Here is a 16,243-nt window from a genome sequence, read left to right on the forward strand (position 1 = left end):
CTGTAAACTTTATCCCCAAACAAGCCGTGTGACGAGCATCGAATAATGGCGCTGGTTGTTTTACAATTAGAGGCTGTTTGCTGAAAGCCCTCAACATATGTTGAGGGCTTGGTTTTTTATTGGTCGTTACCTTCGTGATGGCGGTATTCGAATACTTGGCCTTGTTCGTTGAAGGCGTAAACCGTATAACTGTCTTTCTTATCGCCATACTCCATCCCCGGAGAACCCATTGGCATACCTGGTACAGCTAGGCCTTTGGCGTTACGTGGTGGATTTTCTAAGAAGGCTTTAATGTCTTTGGCTGGAATGTGACCTTCGAATAAATAGCCATTGATCTCCGCAGTGTGGCAAGAGTAAAGCTGTTCATTGTTGATCCCCAGATCGCGTTTGATGACATTCATTTCATCGTGCAATTTTTCTTCGACCGTAAAGCCGTTCTCTTCCATGTGTTTTGTCCATTCACCACAACAGCCACAGTATGGCGATTTGTGGTTAATGACATCGGCTGCCAATACGTTGGCGGATGCGGTCGCAAGCATTGCAAAGGTCAATAATTTCAACTTCATAATAGCCTCAAATATTAGTGGTTATTTTACTGAAAAAAGTCGTAGTCGATTTGCATTACTAACGACAGTAATAGATGACAGCGCCATTGCCGCGCCTGCGACTACTGGGCTGAGCAAAAATCCAAACGCAGGGTAAAGTATGCCTGCCGCAACAGGGATCCCCAGCGAGTTATAAACGAAAGCACCAAATAGGTTTTGTTTCATGTTTTTAAGTGTAGCGCGCGACAGTGCTATCGCATGTACGACTGCCATTGGTGACGTATTCAAAATCGTCATTTGTGAGCTCTCGATCGCCACATCGCTACCGCTTCCCATCGCAATACCAAGGTTGGCTAACGCAAGAGCAGGGGCGTCGTTAATGCCATCCCCCACCATTGCAACGGTGTGGCCTTGAGATTGAAGTTGCGCAATGTGCTGTGCTTTTTCATCAGGCATGACTTGCGCAATAACCTCATCAATGCCCAACTCTTTACCGATGGCATTGGCTACATGCTGGTTATCACCGGTTAGCATCACGGTTTTAATATTTTGCGATTTTAATGCAGAGAGCGCTTGTTTTGCGTCCGGTTTGATTGGATCAGCAATGGCTATCAAACCTATTAGCTCGCCGTTCAATGCCACAGCTACCGGAGTCCAAGCGCTTTGAGCGCATTCATCTATTGCTTGTTGAAGCGTCTCTGTTGCAACGTTTTCCGCCTGCATAAATTGCAGCGAGCCAATAAGCAGCGGTTTATCTTGATACGTTGCCAAAATGCCGCGCCCACGGATATTCTCAAATTTATCTAAGGTCACCTCTTGTGCATCGTGCTGTTGCGCGAAGTCACACACCGCTTTTGCCAGTGGGTGCTCTGACTGACGTTCGGCGGCGTACGCTAACCCCAACAGATCTTCTTGACTGGTGGCGTGAGTAAACACGTGCTGCACACTCGGTTTTCCTTGGGTAAGTGTGCCCGTTTTATCAAAGACGACGGTGTCAATTTTGCTGGCTAACTGCAACGCATCCGCGTCTTTGATTAAGATGCCTAGCTCTGCGGCTTTACCCACCCCAACCGTGACAGAAAGTGGGGTCGCGAGGCCAAGAGCACAGGGACAAGCGATGATCAGCACCGTCGTTGTTACGACTAACATGTAGCTGGCTTTTGGCTCTGGACCGACAGCAAACCAAACCAATGCAGCCAGTATCGCTATACCGACAACAACCGGCACAAATACCGATGAGATCTGATCGGCCAATTTAGCGATAGCAGGTTTACTACTTTGAGCAGTGCGTACCATACGAATGATGCGTGCCAGCATGGTGTTCGCCCCAATGCCCGTAGCCTCAATAATGAGAGAGCCGTCGGTATTTAATGTGCCTGCAGAAACGTGGGCCTCTTGTGTTTTGAGTACCGGAACGGGTTCACCCGTTAACATGGACTCATCGATGTATGACTCGCCATTAGCGACTGTACCGTCGACGGGCACTTTCTCTCCCGGCTTGATACGTAACTTCATTCCTAGTGTGATTTCTTCTACCGAGATTTGCTTATCACCTTGTTCAGTGATGACTGTCGCTTGTTGAGGCTGTAAGTTCACCAAAGCCTGCAATGAGCGAGTGGTGTTCGCTTTAGCTTTGGCTTCGATATAGTGGCCGAGTGAAATCAAACCAATGATCATCGCACTGGCTTCGAAGTAAACATGGCGAGAGGCGAGTGGGAACCAATCTGGGAAGATCACCACAAGCATGGAATAGAACCACGCCGCGCCAGTGCCGAGCGCTACTAAGGTATCCATCGTGGCGCGTTTGTGAGTAGCCGCTAACCAAGCGTTACTGAAGAATTGTTTTCCAGCAGTGGCAAGCAGCAGTAAACACACAACACCGATCGCGCCCCAAACCAATTGGTCATTGGTATTGCGAATCATCATATTACCGCCAGCAATCCCCCAGATCATCAAAGGAGCCCCGACGACTAAACCAGCCATGGCATCCAACTTAAAACGTTTTTGTTGCTGATGTTGTTGTTGTGCCTGCTTTTCTTGTTGAGTTGCGGCATCTTGAAGAACTTCCCCTTGATAACCCGCTTGTTTGACGGATTCTAAAATCGTTTGATGCAACGCATCAGAGTCCTCAGTGACAAAGACAAGCGCACTTTGTTCGGCTAAGTTCACTTGGGCTTTTTCTACCCCTTGGACCTTGGTCAGTGCTTTTTCTACGGAAGCCACACAACTGGCGCAAGTCATGCCTTGAATTAACATTTGCAGTTGAACCGTATCGGTTGGTGGCTCTGCTTTTGTTTGGTTGTCTGGCTCGGTATTTTGGTTTTGTTCTAACGTTGATGTTGCTGGTGATTGTTCTGTTTGAAATTCGTTGTTCGCGGTATAACCCAAGCTTGCAACGAGTTCGATGACGCGTTGCTCAGTGAGTAGGGTGCGAATCGCTAAATGCGAGGTAGAAGCGTCAAATGAAATCACTTCAGGGTCAGACGCTAGTAAAGAAGACAGCTTTTTAACGCAGCCGTCACAGCTCAAGCCAGATAAGTGAAACTCATAGTTATGACCTGCTTGATAGCCAAGAGATTCAATCGTTGCAACGATCTCGGATACAGCTGAATGGGTTTTGAGTTTTACTTGGGTCGGGGACAAATTGAGGATGGTGACATCGTGATCCGCGTGTAAAGCTTTTTCTACTTTTCTTGCACAACCCATGCAGTTAAGCCCCGCTAAAGGTACAACAAATTGATTCATAATTTGCCCTCGTTAATAGTGATGCATTGAGCTTAAACCTTGCCGTTAGGGTAAGGTCAAGCCTTTCAGCCTCGACATCAATTTCGTCAAAACCAACGGAAATGTGGCGGGAACGTCAGGTTTTCTTGCGAGTCACCTCAAGATTTTTTCTCTCTGAATATAAAGTTCCGTTAAAACACCTAAAAGGTGAATGAAGTCGATCGTGATTTTAAACCCGCCTCAATGTCAGCGCGGTGTGAAAAATCAATTTTGACGTTTTTTTGTTTTTACTTATTTGGTTAAGTTACTGAAAATATTTAATTTATATTCTTTTTGAATTTCTCACTTTGAAGTCGCTCAGATTGCTAGTGGTCGCGTTTTTTACCGCGAAAAAAGTTTGTCATATTTATCCCGTCCAAACGTTATTTCAAGTTCCTTTCATGTCCTAGTTAGCGAATTTGAAAATGGAAAAACTAAAAAAATATAGGGGTTAAAAATGTCTTACCTAAAGAAAAGCCTACTTGCTACGGCAATCACAGGCATGATGTTCAGTGGCGCTGCTTTTGCTGATGGTGCAAACAGCGATGCAGCGAAAGAGTACCTAACTAAAGATTCATTCTCTTATGAAGTTTATGGGATCATCGCGATGCAGGCCGCGTACCGCGATTACGATTCTGGTAGCCAAGCAACGGACGATGACCTTGGTGGTATGCAGCTCAACAACGAATCTCGTATCGGTTTTCGTGGTAAAAAACAATTTGCTAACTTCAACCCTACCTTTATTTGGCAAATCGAAGGGGGTTACGTAGACCCTAGCTTTGGTGGTGAAGGTGCAGGTCTTGGTGAACGTGACACATTCGTCGGTTTTGAAAGTGCATCTTGGGGGCAAGTTCGCTTAGGTCGCGTATTAACACCGATGTACGAGTTGGTGGACTGGCCAGCGTCGAACCCAGGCCTCGGCGATGTATACGACTGGGGGGGCGCAATTGGTGGTGCTAAGTACCAAGATCGTCAATCAAACACCATTCGTTGGGACTCGCCAATGTACGCAGACAAGCTCTCTTTGGACGTTGCTGCTGGTGCGGGTGATAAAGCGGGTCTAGGTGAAGGTGATGACTATTGGGGTGGTATCGCCGCTCACTACAAACTTGGCCCAATTCAGTTAGACGCGGCGTACGAGGGTAACCGCAACATTAAGACGGAAGGCCAAACATGGGAAAACAACACATACCTGGTTGGTGCGCAAGGTTGGTTTGATAACGGTATTTCTTTCTTCGCGCAGTACAAATACATGGAAGCCGACGCAAGCAACGGTGTGAATGAGAAGCAAGATGCGTTGTCGACGGGGTTGATGTACACCACTGGTGACTGGCAATACAAACTGGCTTATGCAGCGAATTTCGATTTAGAACGTGACGGCAAGACAATCGATGATACCGCAGATGATGTTGTTTCTGCTCAAGTCATGTACTTCGTCGACCCATCGGCAGTGCTTTACGTACGTGTTCGTACTCTAGACTTTGGTGACGGTGCATCTCAACTGGATAAACCAGCAGATGCACGTTGGAAGTCAGCGGACTACGACGAGTTCTCTGTCGGTGTTGAATACTACTTCTAATCTAGAAGCAGCTAAAAGGGCGGAAACGCCCTTTTTGTCTTGATAACTATTCAAATAAGCCTTTGAAATGACCAGTCTGTAAGTTTCAGAGGCTTATCTAAATTGGTATAAAGTGAGAACCACGATGAAAAAAACAACGACACTTCTCGGACTTTGCGCAATGCTTTCTGCGCCTGCTTTTGCTGCTCAACTGACTCTGCAAGCGGAATTGGTACCTCGCGTGCTCAATGGTGAGTTTGTGTACCCTGAGTGGATTTCTAAAGACAACAGCATTGAACTCAAAGAGGTTGAGAACCAGTTAGTTGTGACGGTTGGGCAAATTGTATATGAAGACGGCAAGCGCCGTAAGTTCGACTCGCAGCCGCTGGTATTGGAATTTGATGTAGAAAAAGACGCCGAACTATCGCTGACTTACAAAGCGTTCCGCACCATCGAAGAAGCGAAAGCCTTCGAACTCGAATCCAAAAGTGGTATTAAAAGACAAAAACGGCAAAGAAGTGGAATTCTCTATGGTTCAACTTCGTAAAGGTGGTTTGCAAGGTTTTCGTGATTACGAACGAGAAGTGGCAGACTATAACAACGCAATGAACAAAGCATCGACCAAGGCAAGCATTGCGTCTTCTCCGGTGGAAACCAAAACACTAAAAGTATCGTTTAATCATCTGAGCCGTGAAGAGCAACAAGAGTTTATGCAATGGGCGATGCAGAACCTGAAGTAATTTCGTTCCGCGCTTAAACCGTAAAATATGAGGGCAGTGCCTGTACTGGCGCTGCCCGTTTGTATTTCTGCTGTCAAACCGATTGTAGAATTGACTTACGGTGGTAAAATGTCGCCACTTTTATCCTTGACATTACAACGAGAGATCTCTCGTTGATCATTACCCCTAAGGAACTCAAATGACGGTTAAAACTCGTTTTGCTCCTAGCCCAACTGGCTATCTACACGTTGGTGGTGCACGTACTGCACTTTACTCTTGGCTATACGCTAAAAACCAAGGTGGCGAATTTGTACTGCGTATCGAAGATACAGACCTTGAGCGTAACTCTCAGGAAGCGGTTGATGCGATTCTAGAAGGCATGGAATGGCTAGGTTTGGAGTGGGATGAAGGCCCTTACTACCAAACTCAACGTTTTGATCGTTACAACGAAATGGTGGATAAGCTGCTGGCAGAAGGCAAAGCTTACCAATGTTACGCGTCTAAAGAGCTGCTAGATGAAATCCGTGCAGAGCAAGAAGCAAATAAAGAAATGCCTCGCTACGATGCCAACCATCCAAAAATCAAAGCGGCAAACGAAGCGGCAAAAGATGGCGATCCATGCGTAATCCGTTTCCGTAATCCAAAAGAAGGCAGTGTGGTATTTGACGACCAAATTCGTGGTCGCATCGAAATCCGCAACGATCAAATGGATGATCTGATCATTCGCCGTACCGATGGTTCACCAACCTACAACTTCTGTGTGGTTGTTGACGACTGGGATATGGGCATCACGCACGTTGTTCGTGGTGAAGACCACATCAACAACACGCCTCGTCAGATCAACATCTACAAAGCGTTAGGTGCGCCAGTACCGACTTTTGCTCACTGTGCCATGATCCTAGGCGATGACGGTGCAAAACTGTCGAAACGTCACGGCGCAGTATCGGTAATGCAATACCGCGACATGGGTTACCTGCCTGCCGCACTTAACAATTACCTAGTACGTCTTGGTTGGTCTCATGGTGACCAAGAGATTTTCTCTCAAGAAGAGATGATTAACCTGTTCAGCCTAAACGCCGTCTCTAAGTCAGCATCGGCTTTCAACACTGACAAACTGCAATGGTTGAACAACCACTACATCAAAAACTCAGATCCAGCGTACGTTGCAGAGCACCTACAATGGCATCTAGATCAACAAAAACTGGATGTGACTAACGGTCCTGCAATCACGGAAGTGATCAAGCTAGTAGGTGAGCGCTGTCACACGCTAGTTGAGCTAGCGGAGCAAATCCGTTACTTCTACGAAGATTTCTCTGAGTTTGAAGCGGGCGCAGCGAAGAAGCACTTACGTGGTGTGGCTAAAGCACCGCTAGAGCTGGCTCTAGCAAAAGCTGAAGCACTGACAGAGTGGACGACAGCGAACATCAAAGATGGTGTTATTTCTGCTGTCTGTGAAGAGTTGGAAATCGGCATGGGCAAAATCGGTATGCCATTACGTGTTGCTGTAACAGGCGGCGGTCAGTCTCCTTCTGTAGATGCAGTAATGGAACTGGTTGGCAAAGAGCGTTGTATTGCTCGCATCAAAATGGCACTAGCATTTATTGCCGAGCGTGAAGCAAACGCATAAACACGATGAATGACTAGTCAAAAAGCCGTGATATTTAACACGGCTTTTTTGTATTCTAAAATTGACAAGTATCCATTCTTCTATCTTTTGATTTCTATTTTTAATCGTTAAAGATCCCTCAAGATTCATCGCTACAGATGCATGGATTACTTGAGGTCAATACTATTTAATCGCCCCATGAACGTCAGGATCTCTAAGTTATCTTTGTGTGCTTCCAATAATGCTTTTTTGGTTTGCATATAGGCAGCCAACTTACCGTATTTACTGATAGAACGTACGATGGTTTTATATTTATATTCGCCATTTTCGTTAAACTCTCGCCATTTAGCGATGTAACAAGTATCTCGGTTGTCAGGGTTCTCAAGAGTTGGATTAGGTTTGTGAACAATTTTAGGTTCAACGCTGTGAGGCAGCCGAGTCATTAGGTAGGGATCTTTCAATAGACGTCGCCAAAATTTGCCCCACATTTGCCGACCTAATTCATTCCTGAGTTTGATGGCTTTCTTCAAGCCTTTCTTTTCTCCAGTACGCACAAATCCCACCGAGCGGTGCAGTACCGTATCCTCCGGTGTATGGATATGAATCTTGAAGGCAGTTTTGCCTTTCGAAATAAAGCGGTGTCCGGTGTTAGTGATTAAATTGCTCTTAGACATAGTGCTAACTAATAATCTTGTTAATAGCCAAAAGGGTAAGCAAAACTCATAGACAATTAAAGTAATAAAATACAAAACTGTAAATAGAGTGCCAATAAAATGATTTCAAGAGGAGGAGGTCTGAATAGTAAGTACTTACGTGTCAGGACATTCTCGGCAAAGGTTTGTACCTATAATGTCCCGGAAAATGAGTATAAAAAGTCTTAGCCCAGTAAGGAGCTAAGACTAAAATATGGCGCCCCCAGTAGGATTCGAACCTACGACCTGTCCCTTAGGAGGGGACTGCGCTATCCAGCTGTGCCATGAGGGCGTAATGCCAATAGTCGTAATTCATTGGAGCGTATTGCTGAGTCAAAGCTTGGCAACGGTATCGATTCATTTGTCCGTGTCAATCTGAACACCTAACGACGACAATGGGCATCATCAAAAAAGATGACTTGCCTATGATATTCAAAAGTGAGGATACCTCAAGGTTTAATGCTGCTTTTATAATATCTTGTTCATAACGTCGCCAATTTGGACACTCGATGCTAAATTTGGCTGATCAATGGTCAATTCTGCTTCGTTTTCATAAATACGTGATACCGTCAATGTGATCTCACTTTGTGAAACTTTGTTACGTGGTAAACCATTTTGGTCAATGAAAGAGGCGGTATGCCACAGTTGCAAGGTGTCACCTTCTTTTACGCCATGCATACGACCAAGATCCATGGTTACAGTGTTGCCATAAACCGCCACCACTTCTGGCAGTGTGATTTTACAAGACAACTCTGACTCCAAATCCAGCATGATATTACGACTAACGCGAAGCATCATCTCGCCGTAGGCCGACGCCCAAAAACGAGCGCTTCTGGTATCGACTTGACTGGTTTTCGCAAATGGCCAATGAGCGACTTCTCGATAGTTTTTGTGGAAGACTTCATGGCCGGTTTTGCCATCAAAAACCTTCATTTCTAACGCAAACTGACGGTTGATAATGTCACCTTGCAATATTTGAGACTCGACTGTGGCGGTTAAATCCGTAATCACGCCACCAATGATGTATTGTGCTCCGTTGTCTTGAGCAATCATTTGAGTGCGGGCAGGGTAATGGCTGTTGACGGAATAGTCAGTGGTTCCTACGGACACAAAGCTACGAGAGGTTTGATCCAATTGGCGGTTCACCACTCGGCTGAAGTCATCCCCAACTTGATAGAGCTGTCCCATTACGGCTTGCTGTGGTGATGCGATCTCAATGTTACCGACAAGCATCGTCTTCTTGTATTGAGCGGTATGGCAACCCGTTGCCGACGGATAAATGTCTACACGGATTTTGACCTCGACTTTTCCGCGGCGCTTACGTTCAGATTCGACCAGAATGTAACGGACTTCATGGTTAGTGAACAGATACTCTTTACGACTTTCTTCCAATAGCGGCATTAAATTGCTCACACTGCCAATATCGGCGCCCGAAAAATTAACAGCTTTAAATAGAGCGTCTTCCAGTGCATGTAATCTTGCCGTTTCTTCAGAAGAAACGATGGTGGCAACGCCTGTTACTTCGTACCACGATGCCACGGCTCTAAAAGGCAAAAGCATTATGAAAGTGATTGAAAATAGGCTGATTAATATTTTTTTCATTGATTATAACCATTCAGGTATAAATATTGCTTTAACAATTCTAGTGAAGTTTGGTGGATTTGTCTTCGTTAGGCAAACAAAGGAAAGCAAAGATTGTTCCAATATTCACTTTCTTGGAAAGTAATTAATGAGAGCTGTGTCACCTAAGATTATCTGGAGAATCAAACCATGAGAAAGTGGCTTATCGCCGCATCGATGATGGCGCTTTTGACATCATGCGCGTACTCACCAATTTACAATGGTAAAGAACCCTATTCGGGGAGCCAGTTCATGCTTATGGACAGTCCACGTCATACGATGGACTTTTTCATTGAAAGCATGACGGAAGATCTAATGGTTTCTAATGTAGCGGTATCAGCGCGCACGCCGATTGCTATTACGTCGTTTGTTGATCTACAAAGTATGGATGCAACGAACTGGTTAGGTAACTCTGTATCTGAAGGGTTTATTCATCAGTTCCAGCGCCGCGGTTTTAAAGTGGTTGATTTTAAAACCACAGGCTCAATTCAAGTGACTCATCAAGGTGACTTTGCGCTCAGTCGTGATTGGCAAGAGTTGGCCCACGAGCAGCAAGTTCAATATGTATTAACCGGAACCATGTTGCGTCAAGAAGGTGGCGTATTGGTGAACGCTCGTGTGGTGGGCATGCAAAGCCGTGTCGTCGTCGCAACAGCACAAGGTTTCTTGCCTGCGGATCGTATTGGTCGTGATTTAGATACATTAAACAGCATCCGCACACAAGATGGTGTGCTGATTCGTTCTGATCCAACCATTCGTCAGCCTTACACCGTGATCCTCCGTCCATAGGATAGAACCATGAAGAAGTTATTATTTATTATTGCCACACTGATTTTGGTGGGGTGTCAGCCATTACAACAGATGCGCCAAGATGAGATCTTAGTGGCGGTGGGTTATGCAAGTGTCACTGAACAAACTGGTCGTACCGTTGAAGAAAAGCGTGTGCGTGCTATGCGAGCATCAAAAATCGATGCTTACCGCGAGTTAGCGGAACAAGTTTACGGCATGAGAGTAAGCGGTCGTGCAGAGTTACAAGATCAGCGTTTAGGCATAGAGAATACGACGGGAGCCGTTGATGGCGTAATTCGAGGGGCTGAAGTCGTGCGGAGTTACCTCGTCGAAGACAGTTACGTGACAGAGCTTCGTCTCGATATTCGTAAAATGGATAAATTGCGTGATTACGGAGAAGTACAACAGGTGCCAGAGAAGCGACAACAGACCTTGTTCTAATTCGCATAGAGCGAATATTCCCAGTGTAGATAATCTGTCCAGCGGCTAATTAATAACAATTGGTCGCTTTTTTACACGTGACATACCGGACTGGGGGATTTAGCTGTGATAGTTAAGCTTTAATATTGGTGCCTAGTGTGGAAATAGTGTGGGTTTTCCCGCCAGCATTGTAAGTCATACCCACTTTGCCATGGGTGCGCTGAAGCATGTTATTGAGTTTATTAAAGCTCAATTGTGCGCGATGGAGCGATTCACCGTTGACTTGATTGACTTGTTGGCAGTCAAGCACGATTGATTGAATTTGGGTGACAACCTGACTTAGGTTTTCATCCTCACTAAGCTGATTGACGTGTGGATGAGAGGCGATTCGCTGATCTGTGGTTCTCAGTTGTTCAATAAGTGTCATTTTTTGTTTAGCAATACTTTCTATCTCTGTAGAAACATGGGCGGTAATCGCTTGTGTTTCCTGACGCAAAACAGCAGAAAGTGCCTTGGCATTTTCTAGTTGGAAGTTTACGAGATCGACTAATGCTGCCATACAATACTTACCTTGAGCCTAAGTCAGTTAGCTTTTGCCTTGCAATTCGTTTTCAAACTTAATCATATTGTCAGCCAGTTTTTCAGGGTCGACTTTGTATGAACCGCTTGTTATTGCTTCTTTGATTGCCGCCACTTTTGCGCTGTCATAAGCCGGTGAATCAGCCATATCCTTTTGGAGTTTGCTGACGGCTTTACCTTGTTGACTGAGTGATACCGCGTCTTGTTGTGCTGGCGATTTTTTTGATTCTGTCGTGCTGGTCGCATTCGAATCGTTACGTGCAGGTGTGCGGTTGGTCGTCGTCATCACTTGCCCTGAACGTATATTGTCTATACCTGCCATGTTTAACCTTTTGCCTTGTATCGTAATACGGGTATTCAGGGTATCGACCTATGCAAAAAGAACTTTAGTCCTATTTTGCGTTTTTATTGATCAAACTTGAACACGTTAACAGTGAGTATCAAAAATTAACAGTGATTTCCGCAATGTCAGTCACTATGCCTTCAATTATACGTTGTGACTTATCATTTTTCACTCTGACTTGATCGCCAGCTGCACCATCTTGCAGCGCTGTGCCTTGTGTTGTGATTGTCATGCCAGCATTTATCGCTTTTATGGTCACTCTCTCATTGCGGCACACTACGCAAACGTCATTCCGCTCAACAACATCACCAAGACGTACATTACGCTTCAGTTTTGCTCCAATAGCTTGTTCATAATGAGAAAAACCGTCTTTACGAAAGCGTTGTAACTCAATCATAGAAATCGTTACGTCGGCGGCGCTGATAATTTCTCCTCTTCCAAGCGGGCGCGTGGCCACAATCATGGGGATCGAGACTGAAACCCTCACAGGTACATACACTTTCCAATCGTCAGCTGGGCATTCGACCAAAACATTAATGTTGCTACGTGTGCTGCTGGTGGAAGAGGCAGAAGTATCAAGGGGGGCTGGACAATCCGTTGCTTTTATTCTTGAGTCAACATTTGCCGCATTAGCGGATAACTCGCCACCTGTAGGTTGTTCAACGGTGGCAAGAATATGCTGCTCTGCGGCCGCTTTTATTTGTTCTATCTGACTATCAGTGGCTGAGTGAACAAAAAAACTAAACATACTGAGTAAAATGCCGATAAACTTAGCGTATTTTGTAATTAGCGCTCTACATGTTGCCATAGTCAATGGTGTCGAAGTTAAAGTGAAATACGCCATACTGTCTCCTTGGTATCGTGTTGACCAAGGGTAGAGTATCATTTAAAAACAAAAAGTTTGAGATGGAGATGAGCATATGACGGGGATTCTTGACTCGGTGAATCAGCGTACGCAACTCGTCGGTCAGAACCGATTGGAATTATTGACCTTTCGACTGATGGGGCAACAGCGTTACGGCATTAACGTATTTAAAGTGAGAGAAGTACTGCAGTGCCCTAAGCTGACGTTAATACCGAATCTACACCCGCTGGTAAAAGGTATCGCTCATATCCGCGGGAATACTGTATCTGTTATTGATTTGAGCCTGGCAATTGGTGGCCGTCCAACCACTGATATTGATAAGTGTTTTGTTTTGATTGCTGAGTTTAACCGTTCTATCCAAGCGTTTTTGGTCTCGTCGGTTGAGCGTATTACCAACGTACATTGGGAGGCGATATTGCCGCCGCCAGAAGGGGCAGGTAAAGCGCACTACTTAACCGCAGTGACGAATATCGATAACGAGTTAGTTGAAGTTCTTGATGTTGAAAAAATCTTGGCTGAAATCGCGCCAGTGGATGAAACGATGGATTCCGCTATCGGTGAAGAGATTGCGCAAGCAGAACAAGAAAAGCCTATCGTGCGACGCGTGCTTATTGCTGATGATTCCACCGTGGCTCGTAAACAGGTAGAGCGAGCGATTACGTCAATTGGCTTCGAGGTCGTATCAGTGAAAGACGGCAAAGAGGCGTACAATAAGTTGATTGAGATGGCTCAAGAGGGCAACATCTACGAACAAATATCACTGGTGATTTCCGATATTGAGATGCCAGAAATGGACGGTTATACATTAACCGCTGAAATTCGAAGACATGTCGATTTGAAAGACCTTTATGTTATCCTCCACTCATCGTTAAGTGGTGTTTTCAACCAAGCGATGGTTGAACGTGTAGGGGCCAACTCCTTCATTGCGAAATTTAACCCAGATGAATTGGGTAACGCGGTTAAATCTGCATTAACACAATAAAAGAGACATTAATGACTGCTATTACAATCAGTGATCAAGAGTATCGTGACTTTAGCCGTTTTCTAGAATCGCAATGTGGCATCGTACTAGGGGATAGCAAGCAGTATCTCGTGCGTAGCCGACTGAGTCCGTTAGTGACGAAGTTTAAGCTCGCATCCTTATCTGATTTGCTACGTGATGTCGTATCAGGGCGTAATCGTGAGTTACGCGTAGCCGCTGTCGATGCGATGACGACTAACGAAACCTTGTGGTTTCGAGATACTTATCCGTTCACCGTTTTAGCTGACAAACTATTACCAGAAGTGGCGGCAAATAAACGCCCAATAAAGATCTGGTCTGCAGCCAGTTCATCAGGCCAAGAGCCATACTCTATTGCGATGACGATTCTGGAAACGCAACAGCGTAAGCCTGGCATGCTGGCAAATGTTTCCATTACGGCAACCGATATTTCTGCGAGCATGTTAGAAATGTGTCGCGCAGGCGTGTATGACAACCTCGCTTTAGGGCGTGGACTTTCTCCTGAGCGTCGCCGAACTTTTTTTGAAGATGCCGACGGTGGTCGAATGAAAGTGAAAGACAATGTGAAACGCTTAGTCAACTTTCGTCCACAAAACTTGATGGACAGCTACGCGCTCATGGGCAAGTTTGACATCATTTTTTGCCGTAATGTGTTGATTTATTTCTCACCTGAAATGAAGTCAAAAGTGCTCAACCAAATGGCAAACAGCTTAAATCCAGGCGGTTACTTGTTACTTGGTGCGTCAGAATCGTTAACGGGTCTGACTGACAAATTTGAAATGGTACGTTGTAATCCAGGGATCATTTACAAGCTTAAATAGCGAAATCTCTTAAATAGATAATAAAGCCTGACCTAGTGTCAGGCTTTTCTTTTTCTGTGTTCATTGTCACTTTGGTTTCGCCTTTATTCTTGAGTGTAGGCGATACACCTCGCGCTTCTCTTAACGAAACCGCCTCTCATTTTTGCCTAGTCATCTTATCTAGGTGTATCTTTACTAAACCTAAGCATCTTTAGTTTATTTGAGTATAAATAACCTGAACTCCGCTTATGTAAGTGAAGTGGGATGACATTCCAATCACTTTGGCTTACTTATTGCTGTCTAAACGGATGATAGCGAGCCACCTACATAGTGCTCCCTTTTTTTGGCACACTAATTGCTTTTAGTTATCAATAACGGTCAGTTCTTAATTGTAGAGGCAAACATGGCTATATCTTTTGACAATGCACTAGGCATCCACCAGCACACGGTGGGCGTACGTGAGCGTAATGCTGAGGTGATTTCTACCAACATTGCGCAAGCAAACACGCCTGGTTACAAATCAAGAGGTTTAGACTTTGCTAAGGAATTGCAGGCGGCAACCTCAGGGGCAAGCATTGGTCTTAGTCGTACTGATGGTCGGCATATTCCTGCCACTGCAACGTTGACAGGTGACAAACTATATCGTCTTCCCACTCAACCAGATACGGGTGACGGCAATACGGTCGATTTGGACTTAGAGCGTAACTTATTTATGCAAAATCAAATCAGACATCAAGCATCACTCGAGTTTCTAGGCAGCAAATTCAAGAACTTAACCAAATCTATTAAAGGGGAATGATTTAGATGAGCTTATTTAACGTTTTCAATGTGACAGGTTCCGCAATGAGCGCTGAGTCTGTTCGTCTGAATACTACCTCAAGTAACTTGGCGAACGCTGACAGTGTTAGCAGTTCTGCGAAAGACACCTACAAGGCGCGTCATGCTGTATTTGGTGCGGAGTTAAGTCACGCCATGCGTGGCGGTGATACGGTGCCAGTGAAAGTGATGGGAATTGTAGAAAGCGATAAACCGCTGAGTGCGGAGTACAAGCCTGATCATCCCCTTGCAAACGAAGAAGGCTACATTTACAAGCCGAACGTTAATGTAATGGAAGAAATGGCAAACATGATTTCGGCTTCTCGTGCATACCAAACCAATGTGCAAGTCGCGGATTCAAGTAAACAGATGCTGCTGCGTACGCTGCAGATGGGTCAATAAGGATAAGGAGGTAGCGTATGGCCGGAATTAATAACGTTGGTCAAAGCGGCTTGTCCTATATCGACCAGCTTAAAAGCCTACAAGAGAATAAAAAGACTGAAGAGAGCACTGGTAAGCAGGATCTTAAACAAGAAGACTTCCTATCTTTGCTTACTAAGCAATTGTCTCAGCAAGACCCTTTTAAGCCGGTCAGCAATGATCAGATGATTGCGCAAATGGCTTCATTTGCGACCGTAGATGGTATTGGCAAAATGAACACTCAGTTTGAGAGTTTAAACTCGTCAATGACATCGAACCAAGCGTTGCAAGCTTCCTCTTTGGTCGGGCGTGATGTGTTGGTCCCAGGCGCTGCTGGTGTGAAGCAAAATGATGCTTCGATGGCGGCAATGGTTAAGCTTTCACAACCTATCGACAATTTATTTGTTCGTGTAGAGGATGAAGCAGGCCAATTGGTTCGTACTTTTGAGGTCGGTGCGAAACCCGCTGGTGACTCTCGTGTGCTTTGGGACGGTAATGATCAAAACGGAAATCCACTGCCTGCTGGTAAATACAAAGTCAAAGCGTCTGGCTTAGTGGATGGGGAGTCAAAAGAGTTCCCAGTATCCACTTATGCCAATGTAAATAGCGTATTGCTGGGTAAGGGTGATGGAAACGTATTACTCAATCTAGCTGGTTTTGAATCACCAGTTCGACTTGCAGAAGTACTGGAAGTCGGTAAAGCGTAAG

At 45.2% G+C, this 16,243-nt stretch carries 16 protein-coding genes, 1 tRNA gene and 1 pseudogene; 10 read left to right on the forward strand and 8 right to left on the reverse strand.

The features are described 5' to 3' along the window. Nucleotides 1-116: 116 nt before the first annotated feature. Nucleotides 117-566 carry a DUF411 domain-containing protein gene (locus AC3D28_RS01315; protein ID WP_098416250.1) on the reverse strand — a complete coding sequence of 150 codons (450 nt, stop codon included), beginning with the start codon at nt 564-566 and terminating at the stop codon, nt 117-119. Between the two features lie 21 nt (nt 567-587). Next, on the reverse strand, nt 588-3,290 hold the full coding sequence (locus tag AC3D28_RS01320) for a heavy metal translocating P-type ATPase (protein WP_488535289.1): 2,703 nt from the start codon (nt 3,288-3,290) through the stop codon (nt 588-590). 475 nt (nt 3,291-3,765) lie between these two features. On the opposite strand from AC3D28_RS01320, the gene chiP reads away from it, so the two are divergent. From chiP to gltX, 3 genes and pseudogenes are all read left to right on the forward strand, one after another. Then, entirely contained in the window at nt 3,766-4,887 is a 1,122-nt protein-coding gene (chiP, locus tag AC3D28_RS01325) for a chitoporin (RefSeq protein ID WP_488535290.1), read from the forward strand. A 124-nt stretch (nt 4,888-5,011) separates the two neighbouring features. After that, nucleotides 5,012-5,606: pseudogene (locus AC3D28_RS01330) on the forward strand (YccT family protein). A 178-nt stretch (nt 5,607-5,784) separates the two neighbouring features. Continuing rightward, nucleotides 5,785-7,212 (forward strand): glutamate--tRNA ligase, encoded by a 1,428-nt coding sequence (gene gltX, locus AC3D28_RS01335; protein WP_098416246.1) that lies wholly within the window; start codon nt 5,785-5,787, stop codon nt 7,210-7,212. A 146-nt stretch (nt 7,213-7,358) separates the two neighbouring features. Here gltX and AC3D28_RS01340 read toward each other — a convergent pair whose 3' ends face one another. The 3 genes from AC3D28_RS01340 to AC3D28_RS01350 all read right to left on the reverse strand — a co-directional run bounded on the left by AC3D28_RS01340 (nt 7,359) and on the right by AC3D28_RS01350 (nt 9,485). Next, nucleotides 7,359-7,865: a Fe3+-citrate ABC transporter substrate-binding protein gene (locus tag AC3D28_RS01340; protein ID WP_488535291.1), complete on the reverse strand. Its 507-nt coding sequence runs from the start codon at nt 7,863-7,865 to the stop codon at nt 7,359-7,361. 233 nt (nt 7,866-8,098) lie between these two features. After that, nucleotides 8,099-8,175: transfer RNA gene (locus AC3D28_RS01345), tRNA-Arg, on the reverse strand. A gap of 176 nt (nt 8,176-8,351) precedes the next feature. Continuing rightward, a complete protein-coding gene (locus AC3D28_RS01350) occupies nt 8,352-9,485 on the reverse strand; it encodes a flagellar assembly protein FlgT (protein ID WP_488535292.1) in 1,134 nt (377 codons plus the stop codon). 168 nt (nt 9,486-9,653) lie between these two features. Here AC3D28_RS01350 and AC3D28_RS01355 point away from each other — a divergent pair, with 168 nt between their 5' ends. Both AC3D28_RS01355 and flgP read left to right on the forward strand, forming a co-directional pair. After that, on the forward strand, nt 9,654-10,292 hold the full coding sequence (locus AC3D28_RS01355) for a FlgO family outer membrane protein (protein WP_098416243.1): 639 nt from the start codon (nt 9,654-9,656) through the stop codon (nt 10,290-10,292). 9 nt (nt 10,293-10,301) lie between these two features. After that, complete coding sequence (flgP, locus tag AC3D28_RS01360; protein ID WP_098416242.1) at nt 10,302-10,733, forward strand: flagellar assembly lipoprotein FlgP; 432 nt, start codon at nt 10,302-10,304, stop codon at nt 10,731-10,733. Between the two features lie 112 nt (nt 10,734-10,845). On the opposite strand, the gene AC3D28_RS01365 is transcribed toward flgP, so the two are convergent. From AC3D28_RS01365 to flgA, 3 genes are all read right to left on the reverse strand, one after another. Next, nucleotides 10,846-11,271, reverse strand: coding sequence for a flagella synthesis protein FlgN (locus AC3D28_RS01365; RefSeq protein ID WP_098416241.1), 426 nt, complete (start codon nt 11,269-11,271; stop codon nt 10,846-10,848). Nucleotides 11,272-11,298: 27 nt separating this feature from the next. Beyond that, nucleotides 11,299-11,613 carry a flagellar biosynthesis anti-sigma factor FlgM gene (gene flgM, locus AC3D28_RS01370; RefSeq protein ID WP_098416240.1) on the reverse strand — a complete coding sequence of 105 codons (315 nt, stop codon included), beginning with the start codon at nt 11,611-11,613 and terminating at the stop codon, nt 11,299-11,301. A 118-nt stretch (nt 11,614-11,731) separates the two neighbouring features. Further along, entirely contained in the window at nt 11,732-12,478 is a 747-nt protein-coding gene (flgA, locus tag AC3D28_RS01375; RefSeq protein WP_488535293.1) for a flagellar basal body P-ring formation chaperone FlgA, read from the reverse strand. Between the two features lie 76 nt (nt 12,479-12,554). Here flgA and AC3D28_RS01380 point away from each other — a divergent pair, with 76 nt between their 5' ends. The 5 genes from AC3D28_RS01380 (at nt 12,555) to flgD (ending at nt 16,242) form a co-directional block, all read left to right on the forward strand. Beyond that, nucleotides 12,555-13,481, forward strand: a complete 927-nt coding sequence (locus AC3D28_RS01380) for a chemotaxis protein CheV (RefSeq protein ID WP_098416238.1) — start codon at nt 12,555-12,557, stop codon at nt 13,479-13,481. Between the two features lie 11 nt (nt 13,482-13,492). Next, entirely contained in the window at nt 13,493-14,320 is an 828-nt protein-coding gene (locus AC3D28_RS01385; RefSeq protein WP_098416237.1) for a CheR family methyltransferase, read from the forward strand. Nucleotides 14,321-14,702: 382 nt separating this feature from the next. Continuing rightward, complete coding sequence (flgB, locus tag AC3D28_RS01390) at nt 14,703-15,098, forward strand: flagellar basal body rod protein FlgB (RefSeq protein WP_488535294.1); 396 nt, start codon at nt 14,703-14,705, stop codon at nt 15,096-15,098. A gap of 5 nt (nt 15,099-15,103) precedes the next feature. Further along, nucleotides 15,104-15,517, forward strand: coding sequence for a flagellar basal body rod protein FlgC (flgC, locus tag AC3D28_RS01395; RefSeq protein ID WP_488535295.1), 414 nt, complete (start codon nt 15,104-15,106; stop codon nt 15,515-15,517). A gap of 17 nt (nt 15,518-15,534) precedes the next feature. Continuing rightward, nucleotides 15,535-16,242 (forward strand): flagellar hook assembly protein FlgD, encoded by a 708-nt coding sequence (gene flgD, locus AC3D28_RS01400; RefSeq protein WP_488535296.1) that lies wholly within the window; start codon nt 15,535-15,537, stop codon nt 16,240-16,242. Nucleotide 16,243 lies beyond the last annotated feature (1 nt).

It is taken from the genome of Vibrio sp. TAP-3B (assembly GCF_057784735.1).